This is a genomic window from Seonamhaeicola sp. NFXS20 (assembly GCF_049132085.1).
In the GTDB taxonomy this organism is placed as follows: Bacteria; Bacteroidota; Bacteroidia; order Flavobacteriales; family Flavobacteriaceae; genus Seonamhaeicola.
On sequence record NZ_JAFMPU010000005.1, the window covers coordinates 57,924 to 71,907 of the forward strand.

A 13,984-nucleotide genomic window follows, 5' to 3' on the forward strand; every position below is an offset into this window, starting at 1 on the left:
ATGAAAAAAAGCATAATTCTGGCGTTAATTTATGTTCCACTAGTTGTATTTCTTGTCAATTGTAAGGAAAATAGAAAAGAAAAAGATAAAACACCCTTTGTTTGGGAAGGCGCCAATATCTATTTTTTACTAGTAGATAGATTTAACAATGCAGATGCTACAAACGATATTAATTTTAATAGAAACAAAGAAACAGCAGTATTAAGAGGTTTTAAAGGAGGCGATTTAAAAGGAGTAACTCAAAAAATAAATGAGGGTTATTTTACTAATTTAGGTGTAAACGCTATTTGGATGACTCCCATTGTTGAACAAATTCATGGAAGCACCAATGAAGGAACAGGTGTTACTTACGGATATCATGGATATTGGACAAAAGATTGGACAGCCATAGACCCCAACTTTGGCACTAAAGAAGATTTACATGAATTAGTAGAGGCGGCCCATAAAAAAGGTATTAGAATTTTATTAGATGCCGTAATAAATCATACAGGACCAGTAACAGAAAAAGATCCTGTTTGGTCAGAAGATTGGGTAAGAACAGAACCAAAATGTGAGTACACAAATTATGAATCAACTGTAACTTGTACTTTAGTTGAAAATTTACCAGATATAAAAACCGATAGTAATGAAAATGTAGAGTTGCCACAAGTATTGGTAGATAAATGGAAAAAAGAAGGCAGGTACCAACAAGAAATAGCAGAGTTAGATGCTTTTTTTGAAAGAACAGGTTATCCCAGATCACCGCGCTTCTATATTATTAAATGGCTAACAGATTATATTACAGAGTTTGGAATAGATGGTTACAGGTGTGATACCGTAAAGCATACCGAGGCTTATGTTTGGGAAGAATTTAAAACCGAGTGTGATTATGCTTTTGCTAAATTTAAAAAGGAAAACCCAAACAAAGTTTTAGATGATAATAACTTTTATTTAGTGGGAGAGGTTTACAATTACGGAATAAGCAATGGCAAGTATTTTGATTATGGAGATAAAAAACAAAACTATTTTGACAATAAATTTAATAGCCAAATAAACTTTGAATTTAAGTGGAACGCCAAACAAATGCCTATTCAAGAAATGTTTGCTAAATATGATAGTATTCTTCACTCAAATTTAAAAGGGTTTGGTGTTTTAAACTATTTAAGTTCGCATGATGATCATGATCCGTTTGATGCCAAACGCGAAAAACCTTTTGAAACAGCCAATAAGTTATTGTTAGCTCCAGGAACTTCTCAAATTTATTATGGCGATGAATTAGCTCGTGTATTACTTGTTGAAGGAGCTAGTGGAGATGCCAACTTAAGATCTTTTATGAATTGGGAAGCGCAAGAAAGTAACAGTGAAATTTTAAAACATTGGCAAAAATTGGGTCAATTTAGAAATAATCATCCAGCAGTTGGAGCGGGCAAACATCAAATGTTAAGTTCAAATCCATTTGTGTTTTCAAGAAGTTTTTCAAAAAAAGACTATCATGATAAAGTGGTTGTTGGTTTAAATCTTCCAAAAGGAAAGAAAATAATTAATGTATCTTCTGTATTTCAAAATGGTGAAAACCTCCATGAAGCATATTCAAATCAAGATTTAAAAGTTAAAAACGGAAAAGTTAGTGTTAATTCAGAGTTTAGTATTGTTCTTCTAGAAACTAAATAGTAAATTTAGTGTTACTTGTTGTAACATTTTAAGTGTTATGTAGTCTTTATTATAACGACTAACACAAATATTTGTAAATTTGTTTTGCAATACTATTCATATGACCAACATTAACGATAATATAGAATCGCCATTATTTCTAAAAGTAAGTTTTAGTGTTCTTTTAGATTATTATGAAGATTTAGCTAAACATCAAGACCAATTTGTTGCAGCTAGAGCTAAACATGTCTTGAAAATAGCAGAAGATTATCCAGAGTTGCGTAATGGGTTTACAAGTACTAAAATATTAGAAGACAGAAAAGAGGAAATTAAGGTAATACTTCAAGACTCTTTTAGCCCGGTCCTAACTAAAAATGAAATAAAAACAGCATCAATTCCTTTTCATGATATTATTTTTAATAAATCAGAACGTTTTAAAAATATCATAAAAACAGCAGGTGAAGGTTTTCAACTTCACATAAAAAATATGTCAGAAGATTATAGGTATATTGTTGCCTGTACAGTTATTTTAAATTTTTGCTATGGTTATGATTTGAATTTTAAGCGTCCGTTTTATTATGAAATACCAGATGCCAATGGTATTATGAGATATTACAAAATAATGTATAATGCAGATTTTTGTAAAATAAAACCAACACTTTCAGCACCAAAAATTACTCAAGAAGATTATGAAGAATTATTAGATAATTTTGAGAATTTTGACCTTTGGAAAGAGAAATTCCCGCCTAATAGCTACGTTTTTGAAGGGTTTGTTATTTCAAATATTTTTGATGTTACAGATGATCAATCTATATCTAATATAAAATCAACACTTATTTCAGATGAAAGTCACAAAGATGCTTCTTTTATAGAAAGGTTTTATGAAATATTTAGGTCATTACTTGGTCTTAAAGATATAAAGGTGGGGTTTTCTATGTATAATGCAGAAGATAACGCGTTTGAAAGCCTTTATGGAGTTAATGCTAGTAGTTTTTTGTTGGGTGATTTAGAGAAAGAAGATTGTAAAAAAGCATTATGTGTATGGTCTTACAACAGATTAATTAAAGAGCATAAAAACCTATCTATTTCAGATGTAGATAAAGCATATAGCAAATCAAAAGGAAAAATACCTCAAATAAAAGCTTTACATGAACAAGGTATAAAAAGTGCCATTTTTCTTCCTATTGCCAATGACTATGGATTAATGGGAGTTGTAGAAATTATTTCATATAAACCAAAAGCTTTAAATAGTATTAATGCGAATAAATTGGTTGATGTTATGCCTTATATTATTTCGGCTATTGAACGATCTAAAGCTGAAGAAGAAAACCTTATTGAGGCTATAATTCAAAAGGAATGTACATCAATACACCCAAGTGTGCACTGGAGGTTTGTAAAAGAGGCTAAAAATTTTATAAAAGATGAGGTGTTAGGAAAAGAAGCCCGTTTTAGAAAAATTGTTTTTGATGGTGTTTATCCGCTCTACGGTCAAATTGATATTAAAGGATCTTCAGAGGCTAGGAATAATGCAACTAAAGAAGATTTAAAACTACAGTTAAATGCTGTAAAAAGTATATTAAAAAAGGCTACAAAAATAGAGCCACTTCCTATTTATGAGCAATATATCTATCAGGTAGAAAAATATTTAGAAGGATTAGAAGATCACTTTCAAGTAGATAGTGAGCAACAAATTTCAGAGTTTTTCAAACAAGATGTAGAGCCTACTTTTAAACACTTAAGTAAGATTGATGAATTGTCAGAACTCATAGAAGGTTATCATAATAGTATTGATGAAAAAGTAGAAGTACTTTATAAGCACAGAAAAGATTATGATGATACTATTGCTACTATTAACCAAGAAATGGCTTCTTTGTTAGATAGTAAGCAAAAAGAAGCACAAGCAATGTATCCGCACTACTTTGAGCGTTTTAAAACAGATGGTGTAGAGCATAATATGTATATAGGAGAATCTATTACTAAAGAAGATAGTTTTAATCCATTATACTTATACAATTTACGCTTGTGGCAGTTGCAAGTAATGTGTGAAATGGAAAATATGTATTATCAAATGCGGTCAGACCTTCCTGTTTCATTAGATGTGGCTTCCATGATATTAGTATTCAATCAACCTTTGTCTATTAGTTTTAGAATGGATGAAAAGCAGTTTGATGTTGATGGTACATATAATGCCCGATATGAAATTGTAAAAAAACGAGTTGATAAAGCTTATATAAAAGGAACAAACGAGCGCGTTACTCAAAAAGGGAAAATAAGTATAGTCTATTCTCAAAAACAAGACGAGATAGAGTACATGCATTATATTAAGTTTTTACAAGATAAAAACTATTTAGATACAGATGTTGAAATAGTAGAACTTCAAGATTTACAAGCGGTTACAGGGCTTAAAGCTATACGTGTAAGTGTGCTTTATCATAAAAATGAAAATGATAAATCATTCTATACTTATGATGATTTAATGAAAGAAATTAAAGCTTAATCTTATCAATAAAATAGTTTAAGATCCTGCCCCAGAAAATTGAAAAGCAATAGCAAATGCAATAACACTTACAATTATTCCAACCATAAAAACACTGTAGGTAAGTCTAAGAATTTTGTATTTTTTATCAAGAACCAAACCTAAAAAATAAAGGTCTTTTTTCATTGAAGAATACAAATAATCACGGTCTTGCATCATTTCGCCCATAGCCCATTCAAAATCATTAAGCTTCATTTTATGAAAGTTGCCAAAAAATAAAAGGTTAACTTTTTTATTAGCTACATCTTCTTTTGTGAATTTACCTCTAGTAACATTGGGTCTTGTTGCTAAAACAGACAACACAATAGATGCCACTGTTACAACCACAAAAATAACTGTTGGTGTAATTAAATAATAATTTGACGGATTGTCTAGTTTAGGAATAAGATTTGCTAAAACCATAGACACAATAATAGCGTTTACAGAAAGTAAAATATTAGCTTTAGTATCAGCAATATTACTTAGTTGCATGTGGTTTTTTAGAGTAACTCTAAACATAGTTTCTATACCGCGTTCTGGTAATGCAACCTTGTTTTTTTTAAATTTTAATTCTTCTTTTTTTTGCTTTAGTTTCTTTTCATCTACAACTATTTTATTTTTTCTTTTAAGTAACTCAGAAAGGTTTTTGCTTTTTCGTTTTTCCCAAAGTGAAGCAGCTTCGGATGTGTAGAAATGATGTTTTTTAGTTAAGAAAGTAATATTTTCGTCTAACCATTCGGTTTCACTTAATACGTTGTTGTCTAACAATTCCCATTCCTTTCTTAAAAGTTCAGATGATTCTAAATAATTCTTGCTTCCAACATGAGAGCAATCGGCATCTCTAATTATTTTTTCAAGAAATGTTTTAGGCTTATAATCTATTTCAGTTGACATAATAAGTTGGCAAACGGCTTCAATTTTATCTGCAGGATATTTTTTAGATTCTAGAAATTCTCTAGCAATTTTAGTACTGTTTTTTTCATGGTTTTTACATCCTTTAATAAAACCTGTGTCATGTAACCAACTACTTAAGGTAAGCAGTTCTTTATCTGTGTCTGTTAAGTTACAAAGCTCTGCAAGCTCCAAAGATTTTTCCACAACACGTTGTGTATGTGTTAAATTATGATAAACAAAAGATTTGTCTAGTTCTTCATTTAAAAGATTTGTAGCAAATTTTTCGGTTTCTAGTAAAAGGTTACTCATAAATTATAAGGTTTAATGTAAAAATACTAAACTTTGCATTAAAGTATGTAAACGATTTTATTTGTTGTAAATTTCAATCTTTAATTACAATTTGTTGCAAATTAAAAGTGTGTAAGAGAACGAATAAAGTACCGACATATTATTAGTAAAAACAAAGAAAGAAATAATTAATATGATAACTTGGAAAGATGTTATTAATTTTTCGGTAAACGGAAATTTAGAACCAGACCTTCGTGTTGAAAAAACAGAACAAGAGTGGTTAAAACAATTAACACCAGAGCAGTTTAGAATTACAAGACAAAAAGGAACCGAACGCCCACATAGTGGTGCATTATGTACAAGTCACGATGCAGGTAAATATAGTTGTATCTGTTGTGGTTCACCATTATTTGATTCTACAATTAAATTTAGTTCTGGCACCGGATGGCCAAGTTTTACTCAGCCCATAAAAGATAATGCTATTAAGTACCAAAAAGATGATTCTTTTGGTATGGTTAGGGTAGAGGTTATGTGTAACACTTGCGATGCCCATTTAGGACATGTCTTTCCAGATGGACCAGAACCTAGCGGTTTGCGTTATTGTATTAATTCTGAATCTTTACAATTAGAAAAACAAAATGAATAAAAATATACAATTAGCCACATTTGGGGGTGGCTGCTTTTGGTGTACAGAAGCTGTTTTTAAAGAGTTAAAAGGTGTTGAAAAAGTAGTGTCTGGATATTCTGGTGGTAATGCTCCTGGTAAGCCAACTTATAAAGAGGTTTGCTCTGGTTTAACAGGGCATGCAGAAGTAGTTCAAGTAACGTTTGATGCTAATATGATTTCTTATCAAGATATCATAACTATATTTATGACAACACATGATCCTACAACTTTAAACCGTCAAGGTGAAGATGTAGGTACGCAATACAGGTCTGTTATTTATTATCATGATGAAAATCAAAAAGAAATAGCTAATAAAATTCTTAAAGACATAGCTACATATTATGAAAACCCTATTGTTACAGAGCTTAGTCCGTTAGACGTCTTTTATCAAGCTGAGGATTATCATCAAAATTATTATAGTAACAACACAGAGCAAGGTTATTGTAATGCTGTAATAACTCCTAAATTGGCAAAATTCAGGAAGTTATATGCAGAAAAGTTGAAGTAAGAACTTAAGTGTAATTACTATTTTTAAATTTTAGAATTAGCTATTCAAATGACAACCCATTTAAAAATCTTTTTAGCTTTTATTGCGTTATTAACTTTAAATAGTTGCGCTACATACAAAACTCAATACAAGGGAGCTGTTATTACAGGCAATTTTCAAGAAGAAGATATAATACATTCCTTCTACTTAATTGGAGATGCTGGTAATTCGCCAATAGGAAGTAAGTCTATTGCAGTTAAAACTTTAGGTGAAGAACTAAAAAAGGCATCAAAACATAGTACAGTATTGTTTTTAGGTGATAATATTTACCCAAAAGGAATGCCTACTAAAAAATCAAAAAGCAGAGTATTTGCAGAACATCAGTTAAATGTTCAAACAGATATTGTTAAAGATTTTAAAGGCGAAGCTATTTTTATTCCGGGTAATCATGATTGGTATAATAATGGTTTAAAAGGATTAAAACGTCAAGAAAAATATATAGAAGAAAGGTTAGGGAAAAACACATTTTTACCAGAAAATGGTTGCCCAATAGAAAAAGTTGATATATCAGATGATATTGTTTTAATAATAATAGATTCAGAATGGTATATAACAAACTGGGATAAACACCCAACCATGAACGATGATTGCGAAATTAAAACCAGAGCTAAATTTTTTGAAGAATTAGAAGGTTTAATAAAAAAAGCCAGAGGAAAGACTACGGTTTTAGCAATACATCACCCCATGTTTACAAATGGGCCTCATGGGGGGCAATATTCTTTTAGTTCTCATTTAACACCTTTACCAATATTAGGAACATTAAAAAATATACTCAGAAAAACCAGTGGTGTTTCACCAGCAGATATTCAAAATAAAAAATATAACACGCTTAAAAAACGTATAGTTACTTTAGCACAAGAAAATGATAAAGTTGTTTTTGTATCAGGTCATGAACATGGTTTACAATATTTAGTAAAAGATAATCTACCACAAATAATAAGTGGATCAGGATCTAAATCAACCGCTACCAGAAATGTATCTGGTAAATTTTCATCAAGTGAATTAGGATATGCAAGATTAGATGTTTTAAATGACGGATCATCTTATGTTAGATTTTATTCTGCAAATAATAATGAGCTTATTTACCAAAATCAAGTTTATTCAGAAGATGAAAAAGAGTATACAGATAAACACAATGTTTCTTTCCCTAAAGAAGTAAAAGCATCTGTTTACACCAAAGAAGAAGTAAATAAAAGCAAGTTTTATAAAACCGTTTGGGGAGATCGTTACAGAGAATATTACGGTGTTAAAGTTAATGCGCCAACGGTAAATTTAGATACCCTATTTGGAGGCTTAAAACCATTTAGAAAAGGGGGTGGGCATCAATCAAAATCGTTACATCTAAAAGATAAAGCGGGTAAACGCTATGTTATGCGGGCCATAAGAAAAAGTGCGGTTGTGTATCTGCAAGCTATGGCTTTTAAAGATCAATATATCGAAGGTCAGTTTGATAATACCTTAACAGAACAATTGTTGCAAGATTTCTATACAGGCTCTCATCCTTATGCGCCATTTGTAACTGGAGAACTGTCAGATGCTGTAGGTTTATACCACACCAATCCTGTGTTGTATTACGTGCCTAAACAAGATGCTTTAGGACAATTTAATACTAATTTTGGGGATGAATTGTATATGATAGAAGAGCATGTTTCTGATGGTCATGGAAATCTTAAAAGTTTTGGATATTCTAACAAAATAGAAAGTACCGATGATTTAATTAAAAAACTGCGTAAAGATGAAAAATATGAGGTAGATGATATCATGTTTTTAAGAGCACGTTTATTTGATATGGCTATTGGAGATTGGGATAGACATGTAGACCAATGGCGATGGGCCGAGTTTAAAGATAAAGCTTCTGGAAAAATAATTTACAAACCCATTCCAAGAGACAGAGACCAAGCTTTTTCAATAATGGGAGATGGTGCTTTAATGAATTTTGCAACAAGAGTGATTCCGCCTTTAAAATTAATGGAAGGTTTTAATGAAGATATTAGAAATGTAAAAGGTTTTAATTATAGCCCGTTTTCATTAGATATGATGTTGCTTAACAAAACAACTTTAAAACAGTGGCAAGAACAAGCCTTATATGTTCAAGAGCATATTACAGATAATGTTATAGATAAGGCTTTTAAAGAATTTCCTAAAGAAGTACAAACCCAAACAATTTTAGAAATTAAACAAATTTTAAAACAAAGGCTTAAAAATCTACCACAAATAGCAAATCGTTATTACCATACTTTAAGTAAATATGTGCTTGTTACTGGTACCGATAAGGATGATTTTTTTGAAATAGAAAGAATGCCTAACGGAAACACTAAAGTTACTGGGTACAGAATTAAAAATGGTGAAAAGGCAGATATATTTTATGAGAAACTATTTAATACCGATGAAACCAAAGAAGTTTGGATTTATGGAGTAGATGATAAAGATGTTTTTAAAGTTTTTGGCGAAGGAGATAATTTAATTAAAATTCGTTTAGTAGGTGGGCAAAATAACGATGTTTATACTATAGAAAATGGTAAGAAAGTAAAAATTTACGATTATAAAACTAAGAAAAATACCTTCACCACAAATAAAGGAATTAAAAAGCTAACAGATAATTATGAAACCAATATCTATGATTATACCAAGCCTAAAAACAATACCAATCAATTTATTCCAACAATAGGCGCTAATCCTGATGATGGATTAAAAATAGGATTTATAAATACTTATACACATTACGGTTTTGCTAGAAATCCATTTACATCACAACATACTGTTTCTGGAGCATACTATTTTGCAACAAACGGCTATGATGTTTCGTACAATGCAGAATTTGCTAATGTTGTTGGTAACATGAATCTTCAATTAAATGTAAAATTTACAAGTCCTAATTATGCAGTTAACTTTTTTGGTTTTGGAAATGAAACAAGCAATCCAGAGGCTGATGAAAATGACGGTTTAGATGTGGGGTTAAACTATAACAGAGTAAAATTACAAACCTTAAAATTTTCACCAGCATTTATATGGAAAGGTGATTTAGGAGCTAGCTTTAAAATAGGACTTAACTATGAATCTATTGAAGTAGAAGAAACAGAAGGCCGGTTTATAAATGAATTTATAGGTGATAATATAGAAACCAATAATACGTTTTTAGGTGCTAAAATGGAATATAGTTATCATAATAAAGATAATGAAGCCTTTCCTACTTTAGGTATGGAATCTAATTTTCAGTTAGGCTATACAACAAACATAGATAATTCAAAAGGTTTTGGGTATTTTATCCCTTCGTTAGGTATTGATTACAAGGTAATCTCAAGTGGACAATTAGTTTTGGCTTCTAAAGTAAAAGCACATATAAATATTGGTGATGAAGATGATATAGAATTTTACCAGGGCGCTAATATTGGTGCAAATAGCGGATTAAGAGGTTACAGAAACGAACGTTTTACAGGTATGTCTTCCTTTGTGCAAAGTACAGATTTGCGCTTAAATCTTAGAAAAATTAAAACAGGCTTGTTGCCATTAAATTTTGGGGTTTACGGTGGTTTTGATTATGGACGCGTTTGGTACAAAGAAGAAGATTCTAATGTTTGGAATAACTCTATAGGCGGTGGCGTTTTTGCAAATGCAGCAGATGTTATAACTTTAAATTTATCGGCTTTTAATAGCGATGACGGTGTGCAACTAGCCTTTAAACTTGGTTTTGGGTTTTAATTAAGGCTTAATTTGTATAAATTACCTCCTTCACCATGTGCTTTTTCATCAGTAATTAATAATGTGTTGTTGTCTTTAAAGCAAATACCTTCTTTTTGAGAAATGTAATCAAAAGGTATTTCGGTTACATTACCATTAAAAAAATCGTCACCTTTAAAATTAGAGAATACCCAAACAGATTTAGGTGTTAATAATACCATATGTTTACCATCATCACTTATGTCTGCAGAGGTAATCCAGCAATCAGATTCATTGCAAGTGTTAAAAGAACCTACTAATTCTGCAATATGATAACCTTTTGTTGCAGGGAGTTTGTAAAGATTGGTTTTTCCAAAGTTGTTTTTTACACGGCTCTTAGTAAATAAATACAAGCTATCATTGTAATGAAAAAAAGCTTCGCAGTCAAAATACATTTTTTTCTTTTTAGGCGGGAATTTTGTTTGATTTTTAAACTTAAAAGAAATACGTTCAACATCAATTTTTTTCCCTTCTATTAAAGCGGTTTTATTAACTTTTAAAATGGCTAAGTTGTCTCTTTTATTGTTGTTATTGCCAAAGTCGCCAATATAAAGATTACCCTCATCGTCTGATGTTAAATCTTCCCAATCATGATTTTTTGCATTAATTTTTAACTCGCTAATAATTTCTCCTTTGGTATTCAAACCATACAACAATGGTTTGTTTCCGCTGTCATTTAGCATCCAAATTACATTAGTGCTTTCAATAATTTCTGTTCCAGAAACTTCCTTTAAATCATTAGGTAAATCATTTATAAATTTTAATTTCCCTGTATTACAGGATGTTGATAAAGCTAAAAGAAATAAGAACGATTGTTTAAGCATAAAGTAGATTTAAATGCTAAATTTACATTGATTTTTTTATTTATGGAACATTATGATGTTATAATAATTGGGGGTGGTGCAGCTGGCTTTTTTGCAGCAATAAATACAGCTGAAATGAATCCAGATTTACACATAGCTATTTTAGAAAAAGCTAAAGAAGGGCTGCAAAAAGTGAAAGTTTCTGGTGGTGGGCGTTGTAATGTAACACATGCAGAATTTATTCCTTCAGAATTAATACAGAATTACCCAAGAGGCGATAAAGAATTATTAGGGCCATTTCATCAGTTTATGACTGGAGATACTATTGAATGGTTTGAAAAACGCGGAGTAGCCTTAAAAATTGAAGAAGACGGGCGCATGTTTCCAGAATCTAATTCCTCTCAAACTATAATTGATTGTTTTTTAACAGAAGCTAACAAGCATAAGGTAGATGTTTTTTACAGTACTACGGTTCAATCTATAAATAAGCATCATGAATATTGGGAGTTACAAACAAATAAAAATAATTTTCATGCTAAAAACATTGTAGTTGCTACCGGAAGCAGTGTTAAAGTATGGAAATTACTAGAAAAATTGAATCACCATGTAGTAAAACCTGTACCTTCTTTATTTACCTTTAATGTAAATGATAAACGCATTAAAAACATTCCAGGTGTAGTGGTTCAAGATGTTTTGGTTAAGGTTTTAAATTCTAAATTAGAATCTCAGGGGCCACTGCTTATAACACATGTTGGTTTTAGTGCTCCAGCTATTTTAAAACTATCGGCTTGGGGAGCTATAGAATTAGCTGAAAAGAATTACAAATTTCAAATTGAAATTAATTTTATAAACCAAGATTTTCAGGAGTGTTTAGAAACTTTAAAAGACATTAAGCAAGCATTAGCAAAAAAAACAGTTCTTAAGTTTTCGCAGTTTGAATTGCCTAAAAGATTATGGCAACAATTAGTGCTAGCATCAACTATTGAAGAGAGTACTAAATGGGCAGAAATAAATAAAAAGCAATTAGAAGCCTTGGCAACTCAATTAACCAAAGCTGTATTTAATGTTGATGGAAAAAGCACCTTTAAAGAGGAATTTGTTACAGCAGGTGGTGTAGATTTAAAAGAGGTTAACTTTAAAACCTTTGAAAGTAAATTACATAAAAACCTATATTTTGCAGGAGAGGTGTTAAATATTGATGCCATTACGGGAGGTTTTAATTTTCAAAACGCATGGACAGGAGCCTACATTGTTGCAAAAAATATTTCAAATTAAATGAACACTTTCATAGCACTTTTAAGAGGGATTAATGTTAGCGGACAAAAGAAAATCCCTATGGCAGAACTTCGAGAGTTGCTAGAAAAAAAAGGTTTTAAAGATGTGAAAACCTATATTCAAAGCGGTAATGTTATTTTTAATTTTTCAGAAACAAATAAAGACTCTTTGGCTTTAAAAATCCATGAGGCCATAAAAGCACATTTTAGATTTGAAGTACCCGTTTTAGTACTTTTTCCAACGGAATTAAAACAAATATTTAATGATTGTCCATTTCCAAAAGAAAAAAAAGAACATAGTTATTTTACATTTTTATTTACAGGTCCAGATAAAAAATTAGTAGATAAACTTACTGCAATATCTTATCCTAATGAAGAGTTTATAATTACAAACAACTGTATTTATTTTTATTGTGCAGTTGGTTATGGTAAAGCTAAATGCAGCAATAATTTTTTTGAAAATAAGTTAAAAACCACTTCAACAGCTAGAAATTATAAAACCGTAGTAAAGTTGTTATCTTTGACATCTCAAATAAATTAGATGACAGCAAACGATTTTATACCAAAAAAAACATTTAAAAACAGTAAAAACGGAAGCGTAACATGGGAATCTCCAAGTAATATTGCTTTAGTTAAATATTGGGGTAAAAAAGAGAATCAAATTCCTGCTAACCCATCTGTAAGTTTTACCCTTAGCGGTTGTAAAACCAATACTAAATTAAGTTTTTCTAAAAAGAAAATTTCTAATGATTTTTCATTTGAAGTATTTTTAGATAATGAAAAAAAAGACAGTTTTAAACCTAAAATAGATACCTTTTTTAAGCGTATTGTACAATATGTTCCGTTTATAAAAAATTATCATTTTGTAATAGAAACTACCAATACGTTTCCTCACAGTTCAGGAATAGCGTCTTCTGCATCTGGTATGAGTGCTTTAGCATTGTGTTTAATGAGTGTTGAACGTTCTTTAAGTGAAGTAGAAATAGCTGATGATTATTTCAATCAAAAAGCATCTTTTTTAGCACGTTTAGGTTCTGGGAGTGCATGTAGAAGTATTGAAGGCGATTTAGTAGTATGGGGAAAACATAATGAAATTACCAATAGCTCTAATTTATTTGGTGTTAAGTACCCATTTGAGGTTCATGAAAATTTTAAAAATTATCAAGACACTATTTTATTAGTAGATAAAGGTGAAAAACAAGTAAGTAGTACGGTGGGTCATAAATTAATGCACAATCACCCTTTTGCAGAACAGCGTTTTCAACAAGCACACAATAACCTTTCTCAGTTAATAAGGGTTTTTAAAGATGGTGATTTAAATGCCTTTATAAATATTGTAGAAAGTGAGGCATTAACCTTACACGCTATGATGATGACTAGCCTACCTTATTTTATTTTAATGAAACCTAACACCTTACAAATTATTAATAAAATATGGGCTTATAGAAATCAAACAAAATCAAAAATATGCTTTACACTAGATGCAGGTGCTAATGTACATGTGTTATATCCTCAAAATGAAAGTAAACAAGTAATAGAATTCATTAAAAATGAATTAGTTGCATATTGTCAAAATGGACAGTATATTTGTGATCAAATTGGCTTTGGGGCTAAACAATTAACTTAAAAAGCTTGTATTTTGTTTATTAA

Annotated in this window: 10 protein-coding genes; 8 read left to right on the forward strand and 2 right to left on the reverse strand. The window is 30.5% G+C overall.

The genetic code is table 11. From position 1 onward, the window contains the following. Both J1D01_RS08955 and J1D01_RS08960 read left to right on the forward strand, forming a co-directional pair. Nucleotides 1-1,650, forward strand: a complete 1,650-nt coding sequence (locus tag J1D01_RS08955; RefSeq protein WP_421150602.1) for an alpha-amylase family glycosyl hydrolase — start codon at nucleotides 1-3, stop codon at nucleotides 1,648-1,650. 100 nt (nucleotides 1,651-1,750) lie between these two features. After that, nucleotides 1,751-4,126, forward strand: coding sequence for a GAF domain-containing protein (locus J1D01_RS08960; protein WP_421150603.1), 2,376 nt, complete (start codon nucleotides 1,751-1,753; stop codon nucleotides 4,124-4,126). A gap of 18 nt (nucleotides 4,127-4,144) precedes the next feature. Here the strand turns inward: J1D01_RS08960 and J1D01_RS08965 are convergent, their stop codons facing one another. Further along, entirely contained in the window at nucleotides 4,145-5,347 is a 1,203-nt protein-coding gene (locus tag J1D01_RS08965; protein ID WP_421150604.1) for a Pycsar system effector family protein, read from the reverse strand. Nucleotides 5,348-5,519: 172 nt separating this feature from the next. On the opposite strand from J1D01_RS08965, the gene msrB reads away from it, so the two are divergent. The 3 genes from msrB to J1D01_RS08980 are packed head-to-tail and all read left to right on the forward strand — an operon-like array spanning nucleotide 5,520 to nucleotide 10,239. Further along, on the forward strand, nucleotides 5,520-5,972 hold the full coding sequence (msrB, locus tag J1D01_RS08970) for a peptide-methionine (R)-S-oxide reductase MsrB (RefSeq protein WP_421150605.1): 453 nt from the start codon (nucleotides 5,520-5,522) through the stop codon (nucleotides 5,970-5,972). Next, a complete protein-coding gene (msrA, locus tag J1D01_RS08975) occupies nucleotides 5,965-6,501 on the forward strand; it encodes a peptide-methionine (S)-S-oxide reductase MsrA (RefSeq protein WP_372936521.1) in 537 nt (178 codons plus the stop codon). The genes msrB and msrA overlap by 8 nt, the downstream gene beginning before the upstream one ends. Nucleotides 6,502-6,549: 48 nt before the next feature. Beyond that, nucleotides 6,550-10,239 (forward strand): metallophosphoesterase, encoded by a 3,690-nt coding sequence (locus tag J1D01_RS08980; protein WP_421150606.1) that lies wholly within the window; start codon nucleotides 6,550-6,552, stop codon nucleotides 10,237-10,239. Here J1D01_RS08980 and J1D01_RS08985 read toward each other — a convergent pair. Continuing rightward, on the reverse strand, nucleotides 10,236-11,081 hold the full coding sequence (locus J1D01_RS08985; RefSeq protein WP_421150607.1) for a hypothetical protein: 846 nt from the start codon (nucleotides 11,079-11,081) through the stop codon (nucleotides 10,236-10,238). The genes J1D01_RS08980 and J1D01_RS08985 overlap by 4 nt on opposite strands. Before the next feature lie 42 nt (nucleotides 11,082-11,123). On the opposite strand from J1D01_RS08985, the gene J1D01_RS08990 reads away from it, so the two are divergent. The 3 genes from J1D01_RS08990 to J1D01_RS09000 are packed head-to-tail and all read left to right on the forward strand — an operon-like array spanning nucleotide 11,124 to nucleotide 13,961. Beyond that, nucleotides 11,124-12,335, forward strand: a complete 1,212-nt coding sequence (locus J1D01_RS08990; RefSeq protein ID WP_421150608.1) for an NAD(P)/FAD-dependent oxidoreductase — start codon at nucleotides 11,124-11,126, stop codon at nucleotides 12,333-12,335. Further along, a complete protein-coding gene (locus J1D01_RS08995; RefSeq protein ID WP_421150609.1) occupies nucleotides 12,336-12,875 on the forward strand; it encodes a DUF1697 domain-containing protein in 540 nt (179 codons plus the stop codon). Further along, complete coding sequence (locus J1D01_RS09000) at nucleotides 12,876-13,961, forward strand: diphosphomevalonate/mevalonate 3,5-bisphosphate decarboxylase family protein (protein ID WP_421150610.1); 1,086 nt, start codon at nucleotides 12,876-12,878, stop codon at nucleotides 13,959-13,961. It begins immediately after the preceding gene. Nucleotides 13,962-13,984 lie beyond the last annotated feature (23 nt).